The following is an 18928-nucleotide window of genomic DNA, read 5'->3' on the forward strand; positions in this document are numbered from 1 at the left end:
TACGTGTGAATGAGCTGACTGGTAGCCATTACTGTGCGTCAGGAAAAGCGACACCCAGTCGCTCCGACCATTCAGACAGCGCTTCGAATACGCCTTCTGGTAGCGGCACGCCTTCTTGTGAATAGCGTTTATGCAGGGCGAGCCCGCGTTCTCCGGGGATGCGTACCGGAGGGCTACCTTCGGCAACGGGGTTGCTGCGACAAGCATCGGCCAGCGCTCCTGTTTCGCGCTTGAAGGCTGCTAATCCAGCAAAGGCTTCTGGGTCCAGCACTTGCACCATGACAGAAGCGCCCCATTGCGTAGGCGCCTGCACACGGCCGAACCCGGCTAAACCAGACGTCAAGGCTTCTACCATGAGGCCTAGGGCATACCCCTTGTGGCCATGGTCAAGCCCACCGATAGGCATGATGCTGCCTTTGGGTTCATCAAACAGCACGCCGGGCTGATCCGTCGCGTTCCCCTGGTGGTCTTTCAACCACGGATAAGGCAGTTGACTGCTCTGCTTGTGAAGACGGCCCACCATGCCGTTGGTGGTAATAGACGTGCTGACATCCAGCAAAACGGGGCCTGAGTCGGTGGGGTAGCCCACGGCGATCGGGTTGGGAGTATGGGTGGCGGCTAAACCGCCATAAGGGGCCACGGATTTTGTCGCCGGGTCGGAGGATTCGATGACGACCACCAGGTCTCGATCGGTAGCGCGCTTGAGATACGCCGCCAAACAAGCGATATGGTTTGAGCGTCGAATCACAACCGTTCCCGTGCCGCATGAGCGAGCCATCGCTTCGGCGGTTTCCATGGCCTTGATGATCAGCCAGGGGCCAGGCAAATAGCGCCCGTCCCAGGTCTCTACGGCGGCACGCTGGGAAATTACCTCGTAATCGCCGGAGACCGGCATCCGGCCTGACTGAATCTCGCCGAGGTAAGGTGCAAGCAGCTGCAGGCCATGGGTGGTATGGCCCATCAGGTCGCCTTCCACGAGTATGTCGGCTACCGCCTGCGCTTTGTCATCATCAAGGCCCGCGGCTGCCAGTAGCTGGGTGCTGAACTGTATGATTGCCTGTACGTCGTACTGTTTACTCATTGTCATTGTTCTCCATACGATTGTTCTTCACATGAGATGCTTCACATGAGGTTCTTCACAAGATGGCTCTTCAAAAAATTGTTATTGGTAGATTCGTTTACTCATTGTGTCGTCTGAGTTGGCGTATCAAGGCGCTATGATCCAACTCGCCATCGCCTTGAGCGACGAGTTCTTCATAAAGCCCATTGACCAATGACGATACCGGCAGCTTAAGTCGCAGCTCTTCGGCTAATGCCATGGCCGTTTGAGTGTCTTTCAACTGCCACTTTGACGGGCCTCCTGGGGCAAAGTTTTCTTGTACCATGCGCTTGCCGTGGATCTTGAGAATCGTTGAGTCGGCAAAGCCGCCTTCGAGCGCCACCAGCATTTGCGCCGGGTCAGCGCCGCCGCTTTCGGCAAGTAATATGGCTTCTGCCACCGTGGCGATGGTATTGGCCACAATCATCTGATTCGCCAGCTTAACCAGCTCACCGCTGCCAGCAGGGCCCACGTGTACCGGCCGGCCGAGCGATAAGAGGATGTGTTCGACAGCTTGAAAGGCGGCGGCGTCACCTCCTGCCATAATCGCCAGGCTGCCATCGATGGCGCCTTGCTCACCCCCGGACACCGGTGCATCTAAATAGTGGACCTGATACGTGGCGGCTTCTGCCGCTTGGCGACGTGCAGTATCGACGGGAATGGAACTCATGACGATTAAGGTCGCGCCCGGCCGCATGGATTGAAGCAGGCCATTGGTACCTAACAAAATGTCATCGCAAACAGGCCCTGAGCTGAGCATGACGATCACCACATCGCTGCCGCTCACGGCATCTATAGGCATTTCGACGATGCTGGCGCCCGTTGATTCTAAACTTTCGGCTTTGTTTTTCGTGCGGTTCCAGACGCGTACTCGGTGCCCCGCTTTAGCCAAGCGTGCCGCCATAGGCGCGCCCATAATGCCTGTGCCAATAAAGCCAATAGTCCGTGACATTGTCATTGTTGGTTCCTCTGTCCATTTTAATTATTGCCGCAGATAAGGCGGTATATCGATATCTCCCGATTCTCTAAAGTGAATAAGACGATCAAGCACTTTAGATTCCGAGCGCTCTAAATGCGTTACCAGTGCTTTACCCGCCTGCTCTGGCTGCTGTTGGCGTATCTTTTCGAAGATACATAAATGCTCATCGAAAAAAGGGTCTTGGTCGGGCAGTTTAAGCACGCGCCCAAGCAGGTGTTTACTGATGAGTAAAATAGGGTGGGTGCGCCTAAGCATATCCATTACCTCCTGATTAGCGCCTAAACTAACGGCGCTATGGTGGAGGTCGTTTTCTAACGCATCGAGTAGCTCACCTTTAATATTAGGGTAGCTATCGGCGGCATCTTTAAGCTTGGCAATATAACCGTTGAGGGTGCTTTCAGGCATATGGCGCGCCGCGCGGACAATCATATAAGGCTCTAGCTGGCGCCGTGCCTCATAAAGATTGTGTAGCCTTCCATCGTCGAGAGGCACAACGCTCCAGCTATTGTATTTAATCTTCTCGACCAGCCCGATGGATCGCAAATGGTGCAGAATCTGATGAGTGACCGTGCGACTGACGTTGAGTGATTTTGAAAGCTGCAGCTCGTTGAGCTCAAATGCGCCCTTAATCGAACATAGAACGATGTCATGTTCCACGCCGTCGATATGCGCCTGCCAGGAAACGGTACGATCTACTTTCGGGGCATAGCCCAGCTGCTTGAAATCCCGCTCGCTAAGAGGGCGCCGGACGATCTCGCCAGGTGATGCACCCACCAAATAACCGCGCCCTTCGAAGCGGCAGATGTACTGTTCTTCGTGTAAGCGGCTTAAGGTTTGACGAACGGGGGAGCGGCTAATGCTAAATAGCGCCGCTATGTTGCCCTCAAGCAGTACCAGGCCCGATTCAAGGCGATTGCCAACAATGCTCTGCTTAAGAGCCGTATAAAGTTGGTCGCGCAGCGTTTGTGTCATGATTAGCCCATTGCTCTTGAAACAACGCTTAGGTGACGGCACCTATCAGCCAAGGAACGAACTCATTATTACCGTAACCCAATGATTCGCTTGCGCTCATGTCACCTGAAGCAATCGCGATAATGCGTTCAAAAATTTCTTCCCCAACGCTTTCTACACTGCCAGTACCATCGACGATTACACCGCAGTTGATATCCATATCTTCATGCATTTTCTCATACATGGGCGTATTGGTGGCGAGCTTAAGGCAGGGCGCTGGTTTGAAACCTGACACCGACCCCCGCCCGGTGGTAAAGCACACCACCGTTGAGCCGGACGCAATTTGGCCGGTCACGGAAATAGGGTCGTAGCCTGGGCTATCCATAAAGTTAAAGCCGCGCGCAGTGATTTTCTCTGCATATTGCAGCACATCGTTAAGGCTTGAACTGCCGCCTTTCGCGACGGCGCCCAGCGATTTTTCTAGAATCGTTGAAAGCCCCCCCGCTTTATTGCCAGGCGAAGGGTTATTGTTTAACTCGGCACCGTTAATCTCAGTGTAATGCTTCCACCAAGTAATCCGATCCAGTAGTTTTTGCGCGACGCTTTCATCGATAGAACGGTCAATCAGCAGGTTTTCCGCGCCATAAATCTCAGGAGTTTCAGCCAGAATGACGCTACCGCCTTGTTGCACGATAAGATCCGCGGCATGGCCAAGCGCTGGGTTAGCGGTAATGCCAGAATACCCATCCGAGCCCCCGCATTGTAACGCCACCACCAGGTGCTCTATGGAAGCCGGCGTGCGCTGTATTTTGCCGTGCTGAGCCGCCATCTGCATGACGTGATCGCAGGCTGTTTTGATACTCGTGCGCGTGCCGCCCGCGTCTTGAATATTGAAGTAGGCAAGTCTTGAGGCGTCTTCTAAGCCTTGGCGCTTAACGAGCGTTTTAACCTGATTTGTCTCGCAGCCCAGCCCAATAATAAGCACGAAGGCAAAATTAGCATGCTGTGCGTAGCCCGCGATCACGCGTTCAAGGAAGGTAAAACCCTCGGAGTCAGTGTTCATAGCACAACCCGAACCATGGGTAATCGCCACGACGCCGTCGAAGCCCATTTGGCTTAAGTCATCTGATTGATTAAGGATATCGGCGGCGGCTTTAGCCACCGTAGCAGAGCAGTTAACGGTGGAAAGAATACCAATGTAATTACGTGTACCTACGCTGCCATCAGCACGCTGAAAGCCTTGAAAAGTGCGAGAAGAAGGCGCTGTTTCGGTTTTCGAGTGGGGCTTGAAATCTTTTAATGAAGAATTTAGCTCGATCATAGCGAGATTGTGAGTATGCACGTGCTCGCCGGGCTGTACATCCTGCGACGCTAGACCTATCAGTTGGCCGTACTTATAAACGGCCTCACCTTTTTTGATATTAGTTAACGCAACCTTATGACCCGCATCGATATTCCCTTTGGCTAGGGTGCCGTTTTTATCAATAGGAATGCCTTTCGGCACGGCTGTTGAGGCAACGCCTACGTTATCTCTTGGGTTGAGATGAATAATAACGGACGGGGAATTAATGAGTTCCATCGTTTACCTCAAACTGATTGTTGGGCTTTTGATGCGATGACTAGGCACAGGCTCAAAAGCGATCATTGTGGAAGCACTCTACCAAGCAGGCCGCGTACGTCGATTAGACTATCGTCCTATGTAATGGTCATTGAATGCAATGTTCATTTGTTCTAGATTGCTCTCAGAGACTGAGTGCAAGGCAGGTATTCGTTGCTTTCGCCATTGGCCATATCGGTAAAGAGTATTTTTTCGTAAAGGGCTTGGCAGGCACAAAATACGTTACTAGACTGTTGTTGTGCAGTCATACTGTATGACACCTTTTGAGTCTACATTGGTGTTTTGTTTTGCACCTAATAATAATGAGAAATTACAATGCCTTATATCATCAACTACCTGACTAAAATTCAATTTGGTGAGCATGCCATTGCGGAGCTAGCCAACGAGCTGCACCTGTTGAAGGTGAAAAGGCCGCTGTTTGTGACGGATAAAGGCCTCAGCGCTACCCCCGTTCTTGCGCAAGTCATTGAGGCTGCATGCCTTGAAGCAGATGCCTGTGTTTTCGATGGCACTCCTTCAAACCCAACGGAAATAGCCGTAGAAAGCGCCTTGGTGTTTTTAAAGGAAAATGACTGCGATGGCATTGTGGCCGTTGGTGGGGGCTCCAGCATCGATTTGGCTAAAGCGGTCGCGTTACTTTTTAATCATCCCGCGCCACTGCGCCAATACGCTGCGATTGAAGGCGGCGTTGCAAAAATTAATGCAGACGTGCTGCCCTTAATAGCGGTGCCGACAACGGCCGGCACCGGCAGTGAGGTAGGCAGAGCCTCCTTAATTACGATGAAAGATAATCGTAAGCTCGGCTTTCTTTCCCCGTATCTGATTCCTGCGGTGGCTATCTGCGATCCTCGGCTAACACTCGGTTTGCCGCCTTTCTTGACCGCTGCTACGGGTATGGACGCCATCGCTCACTGCGTGGAAACCTTTTTAAGTCCCAAGATAAATCCTCCCGCTGAAGCGATTGCTTTGGATGGGCTGACGCGTGCCAGCCAATATCTGGTAGAAGCCGTTGAAAACGGCGAAAACCTAACCGCTCGAAACGAAATGATGATGGCAGCCCTGGAGGGGGCGATGGCCTTTCAGAAGGGGCTGGGTGCGGTGCACTCCTTGTCTCATGCATTAGGAGGTCTGCATGAGTTAAAGCTTCACCATGGCACGCTAAATGCCGTGTTGATGCCTACTGTTCTTAAGTTTAATCAGCCCGGCTGTGAGGAGAAATTTGCTCGCCTCAAAGACGCTATGGGCCTCAATCCTGATGACGATTTAGTAAAAGCGTTTGAAAGGCTCAATGTGACATTGGGAATGCCCGCTAGTTTAAGCGAAATGGGGGTTACGGAAGAGCACCTGGATCAACTGGCTCAGTGGGCATTAGAAGATCACTCCACGGCGACCAATCCCCGAGCGCCATCGAAAGAAGATTTTTACAACATGCTTAAAGACGCTTTCTAAGCGATAGGTCTCCCCACCTATTTCACTGAGAAAGCAGACGTTGTTAGAAAAGAAAGCCCTAAAGCATTAACCCGTGACGTTTCCAAAAAAGATAATTGACGCTAAGCAACCAATGACCAAAGGAAAGTGAATATGACAACTATAAATAATTCTCTTAAATCTATGCTTGTTTCAGGTGTTGCCGCGGCGGTGATGGTGGCATCAGGCGCGGCCCTGGCCGACTACCCTGAACGTCCTATCACGCTGATTGTACCCTGGGCGGCTGGCGGCGGTACCGATGCGACAGCGCGCACGATTGCGCGCGCGCTTGAAGATGAAATCGGGCAAAAAGTTAACGTGGTAAACCGCACCGGTGGCAGTGGCGTGGTGGGCCATACCGCGATGATTAACGCCGCACCAGATGGCTATACGATTGGCTTAGCAACAGGCGAAGTCAATATGATGCACTGGCAGGGTTTAACCGACCTTACCTATGAAGATTTTACACCGATTGCTCAGGTCAACTATGACTTTCCGGGCATACAGGTCGCCGCCGATTCCCCCTATGAAAGTCTTCAAGATCTGATTGATGCTATTAAGAACGAGCCCAAAGGCACCTTCACCGCGTCTGGTACGGGTCAAGGCGGCGTCTGGCACTTGGCCTTTGCGGGCTTCTTGATGGATCAAGGTGTCCCTGCAGATCAAGTGATCTGGATCCCGAGTGAGGGTGCTGCGCCAGCGATGATTGAGCTAGTGTCCGGCGGCATTGATATTGTGCCCAGCTCAGTGCCAGAAGCGCGCTCAATGATGGAAGCTGGGCGCGTCAAAAGTTTCGCCGTTATGTCCCCTGAGCGTATTGATAGCTTTCCCGATATTCCTACCACCCAAGAACTGCTTGATAGTAACTATCAAGTAGGTGAGTGGCGCGGCATTGCAGGCCCCAAAGGGATGGACCCAGAGGTTGTCGCCACGCTTGAGGCCGCGCTGGAATCCGCCTACAACAGCGATACGTATCAAGACTTTATGCATCAGCAAGGCTTCGGTACTGAATGGCGCAATGCTGAAGACTTTGGCCAGCTGATGGCAGACATGGATACCGTTTTCGGCGAGATCGTTGAGCAAGTTGGCCTAGCTAACTAAGGAAAGAAAATGCGGGATGTCCTCATCGGAATAGGGTTTGTTATTGCTGGAGTGGTGACCATTTTCATCGCTCAGCAGTTTCCCACCCTACCTAGTCTCCAGTTCGGGCCCTCACTTTTCCCCTCCATCGTTGGAGGGGGATTTTGTATCGGCGGCGTCGTTCTCATGTTGAGCGGAATGTGGCAAAGGCACAGGGGGGCTGATCAAATGATGCAAGGTGAATTACAAGGCGCTGAACTAGCAACCACAGAATTAGAAACCAACGCTTTTGAAACATCAGCACTAAACGCCACTGAGTCAGAAGGCTCTGAACACCCATCAGGCAAAAAAAGCTGGGTAATGGTATTGCCGCCGCTAATGATTGTTTTTTACGTCTTGGCAAGCCCTTACATCGGCGCGCTGTTTGCCATGATGATCATTATGTTTTCACTCATGATGCTAAGAAAAACGGCCTTATACGTCGCCGTGGCGGCCTCCGTCGGTGTCTCACTGGCTATTTATTTTATTTTTTCACACTATCTTTTAGTGCCGTTACCTCAAGGCGTTTTATTAGGGGGTAGCTTGCCATGGACGCTTTGATTAATGGCTTTGCGTTAGTTTTAACGCTAGACACTATGTTAGTCATCATAGCGGCTTCGCTATTTGGTATCTTCGTCGGCGCCGTGCCTGGCCTAACGGCGACCATGGCCGTGGCGCTGCTAGTCCCGGTGACCTTCTATATGGATACGACGCCGGCTATCGCCGCTATTGTATCGACATCAGCAATGGCTATTTTTGCGGGTGATATTCCAGGTACTTATTTAAATATACCGGGAACGCCGGCATCGGCGGCTTACGTGACAGAGTCGTATTCGCTGGCGAAAAAAGGCAGGGCACGAGAAGTATTAGGTATCAACTTAGTCTGCTCAGTATTCGGCGGCATTTTTGGTACTGTCATCTTAATTGTGGTGGCTCAGTCTTTAGCGGAAGTGGCGTTAAAGTTCAGTGCGTTTGAATACTTTTGGCTTGCGGTATTGGGTTTAAGCTGTTCGATATTTATTTCGATTGGCTCTAAAACGAAAGCCTTTCTCTCATTGCTCTTTGGTATTCTGCTTTCGACCGTCGGTCTCGATATGATGAGTGGCGCTCCGCGCTTTACCTTTGGCGTGCCTGACCTAATGGCGGGGGTCAACTTTATACCGGTGATGATTGGTATGTTTGCTCTGAATGAGCTGATGAACTACTACAGCTCAAAGTCTGAGAAAAAGACCATCAATATTGTTGCCACGGACAGCGTGTTTCATAACGTGCCGAGACATACGAAGCGCTATTGGCGGAATATGCTACGCGGCAGCTCAATCGGTACATTGATTGGCGCGTTGCCCGGCGCAGGGGCCGACATTGCTGCCTGGATTGCCTATGCCGTGGGCAAAAGCCGGTCGAAAGACAAAGCGAAGTATGGCACCGGGCATATAGAGGGCATTGTTGATGCAAGCTCTGCGAATAACTCCGGCCTGAGCGGGGCGTGGGTGCCGGCATTGGTGTTCGGTATTCCGGGTGATTCCATTACTGCTATCGTGATTGGCGTGCTGTACATGAAAGGCATGAATCCTGGTCCCACCATTTTTATGGATGGCTCAGGACTGATCTACGCCTTATTTATCGTGTTTATCATCGCTAACTTAATGATGCTTCCCATTGGCTATATGGCGATTAGGTTATCGAAGTTCTTTATCCTGACCCCTAGCCGCGTCTTAATGCCGATTATCTTATGCTTTTGTATCGTTGGTGCGTTTGCGATCAATAACAGCATTGTCGATGTTTGGATAATGCTGGTGATTGGGCTGGTGGCTTATGTGCTTGCCGTCAATGGCTTCCCAATGGCGCCAGCCATTCTGGGGTTAGTGCTTGGCTCAACGGTCGAAAATAACTTTATGAGCGCAATGCTGCGCACCGGTGGCGACTTAACTAGCTTTTTCGCGCGCCCCATTAGCGCAGGGTTGGGTATTGCTGTGATTGTGTTGTGGTGTTCGCCTCTTCTGGTTAAGGCGTATCGCTACCAACAATCTAGATCAGCGAGAGCCTCTTCATAACGCACGATCATTATCACAGCCATGATGTGGTGCCGCAGGAGAAGACCCTAACGCGATAATGTCACGCAGTGTGCTCATTAACGCGGCGGCCCCGGGAGAGAGGCGCTGATTGCGTAAGCTTACCAGCCCGTATGGCTGAACGCTGAGCGCCTCGCTAAACGGCAATAGGTGAAAGCGCTGCGGTGCACATAGCAGATTGGCGGTTTCCCGGGTGGTGACGGTGATCGTGTCTGATTTATCAACCAGCGCGAGCGAGAGCAGCACATCGGCGGTGTCTACTATCTGGCTAGGGGGCGCTACCTGATGATGCAAAAAGAGGCTGTCTACACGCTGGCGCATGAGGGCGCCAGCAGGCTGTAGCGTCCATGGGTAGTCCGCCATATCGGTCAAGCTCAGTGACGTTTTGTCGGTTAGTGGGTGGCCTTGACGACATACAAAGCAGAGTTCTTCTTCGCCAATTTCTTCAAAGACGAAGCGCTCTATATCAAAGCCTGCCGGGATCCGTGTAATCGCAAAATCTAGCTCGCCCTCAAGCAGGCGCGGCACGAGTGTTTTACTGACATCGACATCAACGCGAATTTTTAACCCTGGCCGTTCTCTATGCACGCGCTCGATAGCGCTGGTGAGCAGCGTGACCGCTGGTGCCATCACGGTACCGACGGCAACCGTTCCGGCATTGCCGTCACGTAATGCATTTAGCTCTTCGCCGGTGTGGCGTAATGCCGACAGCATGCTGTGGGCGTGGCGAATCATTATTTCGCCGTACCAGTTAGGTGTTAACCCGCGGGCGTGTCGATCAAATAAACGAATCCCCAGATTTGTTTCTAGGTCGCTGAGTAGCTTTGAGGCCGCGGGCTGGCTCATGTTGAGCTGAGCCGCTGCCCTATGCAGATTACGCTGCTCATCAAGCGCCAAAAATAACTGAAAGTGACGCAACTTTAGTCTCACGTGAAGAAACCAGTTTTCATCGAGTACGCCCATGGAATAAGCCTTGTTTTGTCATTGATAACTGAAAGTATATCGATATTGGCAATTATTGGTATTGGTTGGTTATTGCATGGCTGCCTATAGTGCATTTGCTTTGGTGATTGCCAGTAACGGCAACACCAATAACAACAAAATTTTAGGAAAAAACGCCATGCTAGAAACGACGCAAGCAGCAGGAGCTTCAACGTTAGCGCTTATGCTGATCGCAGCTGCTGCCATTATCATTTTGCTGTTGTTAATTATCAGAGTACGCCTTCATCCATTTTTTGCGCTTGTTATCGTCAGTATTGGCACTGCATTGGCGACAGGTATTTCCGGCGCAGACTTAGTACCGACGCTTTTAGGAGGGTTTGGTAAGACGCTAGGCAACGTTGCGCTATTAATTGGCTTTGGTGCGGTACTAGGGCGGATTGTCGCTGTATCCGGCGGCGCTCAGGTGCTGGCCGATACGTTGATCAAGCTATTTGGCCATAGCCGGGCGCCGTTAGGGCTTTCCATTGCCTGCCTGTTATTTGGCTTTCCCATTTTTCTTGATGCCGCATTCGTTGTCATGCTTCCGGTCATTTATTCCGTGGCAAGAGAGCTAAAAGCGTCTTTATTACTCTATGGGTTACCGGCTGCAGGCGCCTTCTTGGTGATGCATGCGCTGGTGCCGCCGCATCCTGGGCCGGTTGCCGCCGCCGTTTTTCTTCAAGCGGATATTGGGCAAGTGCTGTTTATCGCCCTGCTTGTTGGATTACCGACGTGGTATTTGATGGGGTACCGGCTGTCACTGATACTGGCCAATCGTATGCCGTTTCAAGCGGTGCCCAATCTTATGGGCGGAAGCAATGCAGAAGTGCCGGCAGACAAGCGCCCCGCGTTTCGTACCGTACTACTGGTGCTGCTATTGCCGCTGGTACTTATTTTCCTCAATACGGGCCTTTCGACACTTTCTCATAGCGGCATGGTGGATGCAGACAATCCGCTGATTCAAGGGTTGATCTTGATCGGTGAAACGCCCATCGCGATGCTTATCAGCACCTGTATTGCTATGTGGCTACTGGTGCTTCGTTCGCCACAGCGTGAAGCGATTGGTTCTATTAATGAGACGGTTGAACAAGCGTTATCGCCTGTTTGTAGCATCATCTTAATCACCGGCGCAGGCGGCATGTTTGGCGGAGTACTGACCGCCAGTGGTATCGGTGACGCGTTGGCCGATAGCCTGCAAAGCTATGGCTTGCCGATCATCCTGGCAGGCTACGTGATCGCTTCAGTGATCCGTATTGCGCAAGGCTCGGCAACGGTTGCTGGCACTACGGCCGCCGGAATTATGGCGCCCGTAGTATTGGCAGACCCATCGCTTTCAGGCTTACCCGCAGCCTGCATTGCCGTGGCTATCGTCGCGGGTGCCATTGGTTATTCTCATGTCAATGACTCTGGATTCTGGCTGGTAGGTCGTTTTTTAGGTGTGGATACCAAAACCATGCTGAAGACCTGGACCGTCATTTCAATCGGAATTTCATTGATGGCGTTTGGTTTAGCGTGGCTGGTGTTCTCACTGGTGTAACTAAGATGTTGTGACTAAGAGCGTCACCAAATCTGTATGGATTGACCACTAATAAAAACATTGAGCTGCAGACAGTTCGAGACCGAGGAGAAGAATATGAGTGATTCATCAAATGTTAATAAGCCAAAACTGCGCTCTGCCGAGTGGTTTGGTACCGCTGATAAGAACGGTTTCATGTACCGCAGTTGGATGAAAAATCAGGGCATCCCCGACCATGAGTTTCAGGGCAAGCCGATTATCGGTATCTGCAATACCTGGTCAGAGCTGACGCCTTGCAACGCGCATTTTCGAAAATTGGCAGAGCACGTTAAGAAGGGCATTTTAGAAGCGGGCGGCTACCCGGTCGAGTTTCCGGTGTTTTCTAACGGCGAGTCCAACCTGCGCCCGACCGCGATGTTTACGCGTAATTTAGCCAGCATGGATGTCGAAGAAGCCATCCGCGGTAATCCGATGGATGCCGTGGTGCTGCTGGTGGGCTGTGATAAAACCACCCCGGCGCTGCTGATGGGCGCGGCAAGCTGCGATATTCCCACTATCGTGGTCAGCGGCGGGCCGATGCTCAACGGCAAGCACAAAGGTAAGGATATTGGTTCTGGCACCGTGGTGTGGAAACTCTCTGAACAGGTTAAAGCGGGCGAAATATCACTGCACGACTTTATGGCCGCCGAGGCCGGTATGTCACGCTCGGCCGGTACCTGCAACACCATGGGCACTGCTTCCACAATGGCCTGTATGGCGGAGGCATTAGGTACCTCGCTACCCCATAATGCGGCAATTCCTGCGGTAGATTCCCGCCGCTATGTGCTGGCACATCTTTCCGGTAACAGAATTGTTGAGATGGTCCATGAAGATCTGCGTCTCTCCAAAATTCTCACCAAGGAAGCCTTCGATAACGCCATTCGTACCAACGCGGCGATTGGAGGCTCCACCAACGCAGTGATTCACCTAAAAGCGATCGCCGGGCGGATCGGTGTGGATCTCACGCTAGACGACTGGAGCCGGGTAGGGCGCGGCACGCCAACGGTGGTTGACCTGCAGCCGTCGGGCCGTTTTTTGATGGAAGAGTTCTACTACGCGGGTGGCTTGCCAGCGGTACTCAAACGCCTGGGCGAAGCCGACCGGCTGCCCTTCAAAGATGCATTAACCGTTAACGGCAAAACCCTCTGGGAAAATGTCCAGGACGCCCCGCTTTATAACGACGAAGTGATTCGCCCGCTGGATAATCCTTTGACGGTAGACGGCGGCATCTGCGTGCTGCGCGGCAACCTATCTCCCAATGGTGCGGTGCTAAAGCCTTCGGCAGCAACGGCAGAGCTGATGCAGCATCGCGGTCGTGCGGTGGTGTTTGAGGATTACGACGACTACAAAGCGCGCATCAACGACCCGGATCTGGACGTTGAAGCCGACGATATCTTGGTCATGAAGCACTGCGGCCCACGCGGCTATCACGGCATGGCGGAAGTGGGCAACATGGGCCTGCCGCCGAAGATTCTGGCTCAGGGTATTACCGACATGGTACGTATTTCCGATGCGCGTATGAGCGGTACGGCGTATGGCACCGTGGTGTTACATGTGGCACCAGAAGCGGCCGCAGGTGGCCCGCTGGCGGCCGTGCGTAACGGCGATATGATTGAGCTTGATTGCAACGGTGGGCGGCTGCACCTGGATATTAGCGATGCCGAGCTTGCCTCGCGCCTGGCCGAGAGCGACCCCACCGCAGCGTCAACGGTCATCGCCAGCCAGGGCGGCTATCGTCAGCTTTATATCGAACATGTGCTGCAAGCGGACGAAGGCTGTGATTTTGACTTTTTGGTCGGCTGCCGAGGCTCTGATGTACCGCGTCACTCGCATTAACCGTCAACATTAATCATCAATATTAACAACAAATTCATAACACCCGGTTATAAAAACAGGAGAACGGTATGCGTCTGATTCAGTGTTTACACGAAGGCCAATTGAGAGCCGCCATGGTCGAAAGCCCTCAACAGGTTCGGCTTATCAGCGGTAGCCAAGGAGTATATGGCTTGGCCCAGCAGGCTATCGCCGAGTCGCGCCCGTTAACGGAGGTTGTTGAGGCGGCATTGACCGAAGAGCGCCTAGATTATGCCGCGCTGATAGAAGCGAAGCAGCTACTTCCACCATTGACTCACTCAAGCCCAGCGAACTGCCTTGTGACGGGAACGGGGCTGACTCACCTGGGCAGTGCCGATACCCGCTCGGCCATGCATGCTAAGGCGCAGGCCAAGGAAAGTGAGCTAACCGACTCGATGCGCATGTTCAAGCTCGGCGTGGAAGGCGGCAAGCCTGAGAGCGGTGCGTGCGGCGCGCAGCCAGAGTGGTTCTATAAAGGCGATGGCAGCATTATTGTTAATCCAGAAGGCGAATTTCCGGTGCCAGCGTTTGCGCAAGACGCGGGCGAAGAGCCAGAGCTGGCCGGGCTGTACTTAATTGATGGTGACGGGCAACCCCGGCGGGTTGGCTACGCAATCGGCAATGAGTTTTCGGATCACGTAACCGAGCGCTTTAATTATCTATGGCTGGCGCATTCGAAGCTGCGCGTGTGTAGCTTTGGCCCGGAGCTGCTGGTTGGCGAACTGCCTGCGCACCTTGAAGGCACCAGCCGCATTGTGCGCGATGGTAAAACGCTGTGGGAAAAGCCGTTTCTGACCGGCGAGGCGAACATGGCGCATTCACTGGCCAATCTAGAACATCACCACTTCAAGTACGTTAACTTTCGCAGAGCGGGCGATGTGCATGTGCATTACTTTGGCACCGCGACGCTTAGCTTTGCCGACAGCGTGCAAACCCAACAAGGCGACCGCTTCGAGATCGACCTGCCCGAGTTTGGCCGCCCGCTGCGTAACACGCTGCGCTTTAGCAGTGATGATGAAGCGATTGTCACGGTGCGTTCACTCTGAATTTCTGGTCATGTGGGAGGCCGCCAGTACTGTCGCCAGTACTATCGCCAGTCTGATGGAGCCGGTGGCTCCATCGTGAGAGTGTTTATTCGATGCAAAAGAGTGAGCAGTGGGGCAACTTTAGTCGCGTATCTACAAACCCGTTCTCATCGAGAATGCCCATGGGATAAGCCTTGAATTGTTATTGATACTTAGACGTATATCGATAGTGATGCATTTGTATATTGGTTGGTTATGAAAGACGTGGCTACTGTAGTGATTGAATCGGTATTAATAGCACTGACCTAGCAACAAAAAGCTAACAACAAAAATCCCACCAGGAGGAAGCTCATGCCTCTCATGTCCAGCCAACGATTAAAAAACGGTTCTCCTCTGCTGCTCAGCGCTATCGCCATGTTGCTGCTGATAAACGCCGCGCAAGCCCAGGACAACGCTGAAACTGACACGGCCAGTAAAGCCGGCAACAGCGTCCAGACGTCGGTGTTTGGTCACTTGCCCGATGGTCGCCAGGTCGATGTCTATCAGTTCACTAACGCCAATGGAATTGAGCTGCGGGTGACCAACTATGGCGGCATCATTCTGTCGCTGAAAACCCCTAATCTGGCGGGCGAGTTTGATGATATAGCGCTGGGCTTTGACGCCTTGGAAGCGTATCTCTCCGATGAGTACCGACAGGCCAGCCCTTACTTCGGTGCCATCATTGGCCGCTACGGCAATCGTATTGCGGGTGGCCAGTTCTCCCTTGATGGAGAAAACTACGCATTGGCCACCAACGATGGTAGCAACCACCTGCACGGCGGCGATCAGGGATTCGACAAAGTGCTGTGGCAGGCCGAGCCGTTTGAGAATGAGGCTGGCACTGGATTAGTACTGCGCTATACCAGCGAGGATGGCGAAGAAGGCTATCCCGGCAGGCTGGAGACGGAAGTGACCTACACCCTGACCGATAATGACGAACTGATGGTGGATTATCGGGCGGTGACTGACAAAGCCACGCCTATTAACCTCACCCAGCACAGCTACTTCAACCTTAAGGGCGAGGGGAGCGACACCATTCTTGATCATCAGCTAATGATTAATGCCCCTGAGTTTACCCCGGTTAATGACACGCTGATCCCTACCGGCGAGATTCGCCCGGTAGACGGCACGCCGTTCGACTTTACCCAGGCGACGCCTATCGGCGAACGGATTGAGCAGGACAACGAACAGCTCGCTTTCGGCGGCGGTTATGACCACAACTTTGTGCTAGCCCGTGATAACGCAGCATCGGATGAACTCGTGGTGGCTGCCAAGGTGTGGGAGCCGCAGAGTGGGCGCATGGTGGAAGTCTCCACCACCGAACCCGCGATCCAGTTCTATTCCGGCAATTTCCTTAACGGCGTCCTGACCGGCAAACAGGGCCAACCTTACGGGCACCGCTCCGGCTTTGCGCTGGAGACTCAGCACTATCCCGATTCCCCCAATCAATCGGCGTTTCCCAGCACGATCCTAGAGCCGGGTGATACGTACCGCTCGCGTACGGTATACCGCTTTTCGGCACAGCAGGATTTTGATGAATGACACCCAGTGGGTTGGTAGTTAAAAGATTGAAACATCTATAAAAACAACGCTAAAAACCGCAGGAGTATAACAATGAGATTGACTAAGACATTTAGCCGTTTAGCACTTGGAAGCGCTGTTATGTTGGCCTCGCTGGGGTCAGTACAGGCCCAGGAAGACGAGGTGAAGATTGGCTTTATCGTTAAAAAACCGGAGCAGGCATGGTTTATTAACGAACAACAGGCCGCTACGGCGATCGGCGAAGAGCTCGGTTTCGACGTGGTACGCCTGAGCGGCGAAGATGGCCAGGAAGTGCTCACCGCTATTGATAACCTCTACGCCCAGGGTGCGGACGGCTTTGTGATCTGCCCGCCGGACGTGCGTCTAGGGCCCGCGATCATGAACCGTGCCAACCAGTACAATATGAAAGTGGTCACTGTAGATGACCAGTTTGTTAACTCGAGCGGTGAGCCGATGGAAGGCGTACCGCACCTAGGCATGTCAGGTTATAAGATTGGCCAGCAGGCAGGCGATGCGATTGCTGCCGAGATGGAGGCGCGCGGCTGGGATCCCGAAAAAGTCGCCGCGCTACGCATTACCAATAACGAGCTACCCACCGCCGTTGAGCGTACCGACGGTGCGACCGCCGCCCTCCTTGACGCAGGCTTTCCTGAAAGCAACATCTTCGATGCGCCCCAGCAAAACAGCGATACCACAAGCGCCTTTTCGGCGGCATCCCCGGTGCTCTCTCAACGTGGCGATTATGAGCACTGGGTGATCTATGCCCTTAACGAGGAAAGTGTGTTGGGTGGCGTCCGGGCCACTGAGCAGTACGGCCTAGCGGCCGAAGACGTGATTGGTGTGGGTATTAACGGTTCCGGTGCTGCCTTTGCCGAGTTCTCACGCGATAACCCCACTGGCTTTCACGGCACAGTCGCGGTCAGCTCTACCATGCACGGCCGTCAGACCTCAGAAGATCTCTATCGCTGGATTAGCGAGGACACACAACCGCCGGCCAATACCGAAACCTCAGGTGTCTTAATGACGCGTGACAACTGGCAGGAAGTACGCGCAGAGCTGGGTTTGTGACGTGCATGGCTTGTGAAAAGCGCATGATCTGTAACGGTAAGTGACCGCGGGAGTATTGAAGCATGCCTGATGCTTATCTACGTTTCGACGCGATTAGCGTCGTCTTCCCTGGGGTGCGCGCGCTGGATAGGGTGAGCTTTGGCGCTCACACCGGCCAAGTACATGCGCTGATGGGTGAGAACGGTGCGGGTAAATCCACCCTGCTTAAGGTGTTGAGCGGCGTTAATCGCGTGGCGGAGGGGTCGCTGTCGATCAACGGCCAGCGCCACGTGTTCAGTAACGCCCGAGAAGCGCTGCGGGAAGGGATCGCCATCATCTATCAGGAGCTGACGCTCTCGCCCAATATGTCGGTGGCCGAGAACCTGCTACTGGGCCAGCTTCCCACGCGACGGGGCTTTGTAAACCGCCGCGAGTTGCGCGAAAAAGCGCTGGCGATTCTGGCCGACCTTGGCGAGGGGAATATCCACCCCTCGACCAAGGTGCGTGATCTCTCTATCGGCCAGCAGCAGATGATTGAGATTGGCCGCGCGCTGTTGCGCGATGCCAAGATCATCGCCTTCGATGAACCCACCAGCAGCCTCTCTATTCAAGAGACCCGTCAGCTAAAGCGCATCGTCAAACGGCTGCGCGACGAGGGGCGGGTAGTGCTCTACGTGACGCATCGCATGGAAGAGGTATTCGAGATGTGCGATGCGGTCACGATCTTTCGCGATGGCCAGCATATTCGCACCCACGCGGATATGTCGGTGCTCAACCACGACCTCCTGGTGAGTGAGATGGTGGGCCGGGATATCAACGATGTTTACGGCTATCGCCCTCGCGAACATGGTGACGTGATTTTGAACGTCGAGGGCATTCAGGGGCGCGGTCTCAAAGCACCGGTCAGTTTCTCCGTTAAGCGCGGTGAAGTGTTTGGGTTGTTTGGTCTCGTCGGTGCCGGACGCAGCGAGTTGCTACGGCTGGTCTGCGGAGTCGAGGCGCCCAAAGCAGGCAGCGTGCAATTCAATGGCGAGGTGCGACGGTTTAAAAGCCCCCAGGATGCCATCCGCGCGGGGATTGCCATGTGCCCAGAGGATCGTAAGTCCCAGGGTATCTTTCCGGTGGCCAGCGTGGCCGACAATCTCAATATCAGCTGTCGGCGCTTTTTCAAACGCTGGGGCATGTTCCGCCATCCCGGCCGTGAGCGACGTAATGCTGAGTCTTATATCCAGCAGCTCAGCGTTAAAACGCCGGGCCCGCGAACGCCCATCGGTAAGCTCTCGGGCGGCAATCAGCAGAAGGTGATTCTGGCCCGCTGGCTGGCTGAAGAGATTGATCTGTTCGTGATGGACGAACCAACCCGAGGCATCGACGTGGGCGCGCGGAGAGACATTTACTCGCTGCTTTACGATCTGGCCGAACAAGGCAAAAGCGTCGTGGTGATTTCCAGTGACCTAGCGGAAGTCAGCTCTATTTGCGACCGCATCGCGGTGATGCGTGACGGGGAGCTGGTGGACGTGGTGCCACGGGAATCGGCCACCCCCGAACGACTGTTGGGGCTGGCATTACCCGCCTAAGTC

General features: G+C 53.5%; 15 protein-coding genes. 10 read left to right on the forward strand and 5 right to left on the reverse strand.

The features are described 5' to 3' along the window. Positions 1-28: 28 nt before the first annotated feature. The 4 genes from ACT3RP_RS12085 to ACT3RP_RS12100 all read right to left on the reverse strand — a co-directional run bounded on the left by ACT3RP_RS12085 (position 29) and on the right by ACT3RP_RS12100 (position 4608). A complete protein-coding gene (locus tag ACT3RP_RS12085) occupies positions 29-1081 on the reverse strand; it encodes an Ldh family oxidoreductase (RefSeq protein WP_483393844.1) in 1053 nt (350 codons plus the stop codon). A 97-nt stretch (positions 1082-1178) separates the two neighbouring features. After that, positions 1179-2057, reverse strand: a complete 879-nt coding sequence (locus tag ACT3RP_RS12090; protein ID WP_483393845.1) for an NAD(P)-dependent oxidoreductase — start codon at positions 2055-2057, stop codon at positions 1179-1181. 24 nt (positions 2058-2081) lie between these two features. Next, positions 2082-3050 carry a GntR family transcriptional regulator gene (locus ACT3RP_RS12095; protein ID WP_483393846.1) on the reverse strand — a complete coding sequence of 323 codons (969 nt, stop codon included), beginning with the start codon at positions 3048-3050 and terminating at the stop codon, positions 2082-2084. A gap of 28 nt (positions 3051-3078) precedes the next feature. Further along, positions 3079-4608: a UxaA family hydrolase gene (locus ACT3RP_RS12100; protein WP_483393847.1), complete on the reverse strand. Its 1530-nt coding sequence runs from the start codon at positions 4606-4608 to the stop codon at positions 3079-3081. Positions 4609-4962: 354 nt separating this feature from the next. On the opposite strand from ACT3RP_RS12100, the gene ACT3RP_RS12105 reads away from it, so the two are divergent. The 4 genes from ACT3RP_RS12105 (at position 4963) to ACT3RP_RS12120 (ending at position 9287) form a co-directional block, all read left to right on the forward strand. Further along, the gene (locus ACT3RP_RS12105) at positions 4963-6096 is read left to right on the forward strand and encodes a 4-hydroxybutyrate dehydrogenase (protein ID WP_444671975.1); all 1134 of its coding nucleotides are present in this window, start codon (positions 4963-4965) and stop codon (positions 6094-6096) included. A 132-nt stretch (positions 6097-6228) separates the two neighbouring features. Continuing rightward, complete coding sequence (locus tag ACT3RP_RS12110; RefSeq protein WP_096277832.1) at positions 6229-7215, forward strand: tripartite tricarboxylate transporter substrate binding protein; 987 nt, start codon at positions 6229-6231, stop codon at positions 7213-7215. A 9-nt stretch (positions 7216-7224) separates the two neighbouring features. Next, positions 7225-7794 (forward strand): tripartite tricarboxylate transporter TctB family protein, encoded by a 570-nt coding sequence (locus ACT3RP_RS12115; protein WP_441685411.1) that lies wholly within the window; start codon positions 7225-7227, stop codon positions 7792-7794. Then, positions 7782-9287 carry a tripartite tricarboxylate transporter permease gene (locus tag ACT3RP_RS12120; protein WP_483393848.1) on the forward strand — a complete coding sequence of 502 codons (1506 nt, stop codon included), beginning with the start codon at positions 7782-7784 and terminating at the stop codon, positions 9285-9287. The genes ACT3RP_RS12115 and ACT3RP_RS12120 overlap by 13 nt, the downstream gene beginning before the upstream one ends. Here ACT3RP_RS12120 and ACT3RP_RS12125 read toward each other — a convergent pair. Next, a complete protein-coding gene (locus ACT3RP_RS12125) occupies positions 9282-10268 on the reverse strand; it encodes a LysR substrate-binding domain-containing protein (protein ID WP_483393849.1) in 987 nt (328 codons plus the stop codon). The two genes, ACT3RP_RS12120 and ACT3RP_RS12125, sit on opposite strands and share 6 nt — an antisense overlap. 76 nt (positions 10269-10344) lie before the next feature. Here ACT3RP_RS12125 and ACT3RP_RS12130 point away from each other — a divergent pair, with 76 nt between their 5' ends. The 6 genes from ACT3RP_RS12130 (at position 10345) to araG (ending at position 18925) form a co-directional block, all read left to right on the forward strand. Next, the gene (locus ACT3RP_RS12130) at positions 10345-11823 is read left to right on the forward strand and encodes a GntP family permease (RefSeq protein WP_483393850.1); all 1479 of its coding nucleotides are present in this window, start codon (positions 10345-10347) and stop codon (positions 11821-11823) included. Positions 11824-11919: 96 nt separating this feature from the next. Beyond that, positions 11920-13677 carry an IlvD/Edd family dehydratase gene (locus ACT3RP_RS12135; RefSeq protein WP_096277841.1) on the forward strand — a complete coding sequence of 586 codons (1758 nt, stop codon included), beginning with the start codon at positions 11920-11922 and terminating at the stop codon, positions 13675-13677. A 68-nt stretch (positions 13678-13745) separates the two neighbouring features. Beyond that, a complete protein-coding gene (araD1, locus tag ACT3RP_RS12140) occupies positions 13746-14741 on the forward strand; it encodes an AraD1 family protein (RefSeq protein ID WP_483393851.1) in 996 nt (331 codons plus the stop codon). Positions 14742-15071: 330 nt separating this feature from the next. Further along, the gene (locus tag ACT3RP_RS12145; protein ID WP_483393852.1) at positions 15072-16301 is read left to right on the forward strand and encodes an aldose epimerase family protein; all 1230 of its coding nucleotides are present in this window, start codon (positions 15072-15074) and stop codon (positions 16299-16301) included. Between the two features lie 72 nt (positions 16302-16373). Further along, the gene (locus ACT3RP_RS12150; RefSeq protein WP_483393853.1) at positions 16374-17369 is read left to right on the forward strand and encodes an arabinose ABC transporter substrate-binding protein; all 996 of its coding nucleotides are present in this window, start codon (positions 16374-16376) and stop codon (positions 17367-17369) included. Between the two features lie 62 nt (positions 17370-17431). Then, the gene (gene araG, locus ACT3RP_RS12155) at positions 17432-18925 is read left to right on the forward strand and encodes an L-arabinose ABC transporter ATP-binding protein AraG (RefSeq protein WP_483393854.1); all 1494 of its coding nucleotides are present in this window, start codon (positions 17432-17434) and stop codon (positions 18923-18925) included. The last annotated feature ends 3 nt before the right edge of the window (positions 18926-18928 follow it).

It is taken from the genome of Halomonas sp. AOP5-B2-8 (assembly GCF_052376475.1).
Lineage (GTDB): Bacteria > Pseudomonadota > Gammaproteobacteria > Pseudomonadales > Halomonadaceae > Vreelandella > Vreelandella casei.

Excerpts from the sequence above, each read along its gene's own strand:
- ACT3RP_RS12100 (WP_483393847.1), bottom strand. The coding sequence starts at position 4,608 with ATGGAACTCATTAATTCCCCGTCCGTTATTATTCATCTCAACCCAAGA.
- araD1 (WP_483393851.1), top strand. The coding sequence starts at position 13,746 with ATGCGTCTGATTCAGTGTTTACACGAAGGCCAATTGAGAGCCGCCATG.
- araG (WP_483393854.1), top strand. The coding sequence starts at position 17,432 with ATGCCTGATGCTTATCTACGTTTCGACGCGATTAGCGTCGTCTTCCCT.
- ACT3RP_RS12120 (WP_483393848.1), top strand. The coding sequence starts at position 7,782 with ATGGACGCTTTGATTAATGGCTTTGCGTTAGTTTTAACGCTAGACACT.
- ACT3RP_RS12125 (WP_483393849.1), bottom strand. The coding sequence starts at position 10,268 with ATGGGCGTACTCGATGAAAACTGGTTTCTTCACGTGAGACTAAAGTTG.
- ACT3RP_RS12105 (WP_444671975.1), top strand. The coding sequence starts at position 4,963 with ATGCCTTATATCATCAACTACCTGACTAAAATTCAATTTGGTGAGCAT.
- ACT3RP_RS12110 (WP_096277832.1), top strand. The coding sequence starts at position 6,229 with ATGACAACTATAAATAATTCTCTTAAATCTATGCTTGTTTCAGGTGTT.
- ACT3RP_RS12090 (WP_483393845.1), bottom strand. The coding sequence starts at position 2,057 with ATGACAATGTCACGGACTATTGGCTTTATTGGCACAGGCATTATGGGC.
- ACT3RP_RS12115 (WP_441685411.1), top strand. The coding sequence starts at position 7,225 with ATGCGGGATGTCCTCATCGGAATAGGGTTTGTTATTGCTGGAGTGGTG.
- ACT3RP_RS12135 (WP_096277841.1), top strand. The coding sequence starts at position 11,920 with ATGAGTGATTCATCAAATGTTAATAAGCCAAAACTGCGCTCTGCCGAG.
- ACT3RP_RS12095 (WP_483393846.1), bottom strand. The coding sequence starts at position 3,050 with ATGACACAAACGCTGCGCGACCAACTTTATACGGCTCTTAAGCAGAGC.
- ACT3RP_RS12085 (WP_483393844.1), bottom strand. The coding sequence starts at position 1,081 with ATGAGTAAACAGTACGACGTACAGGCAATCATACAGTTCAGCACCCAG.
- ACT3RP_RS12150 (WP_483393853.1), top strand. The coding sequence starts at position 16,374 with ATGAGATTGACTAAGACATTTAGCCGTTTAGCACTTGGAAGCGCTGTT.
- ACT3RP_RS12145 (WP_483393852.1), top strand. The coding sequence starts at position 15,072 with ATGCCTCTCATGTCCAGCCAACGATTAAAAAACGGTTCTCCTCTGCTG.
- ACT3RP_RS12130 (WP_483393850.1), top strand. The coding sequence starts at position 10,345 with ATGGCTGCCTATAGTGCATTTGCTTTGGTGATTGCCAGTAACGGCAAC.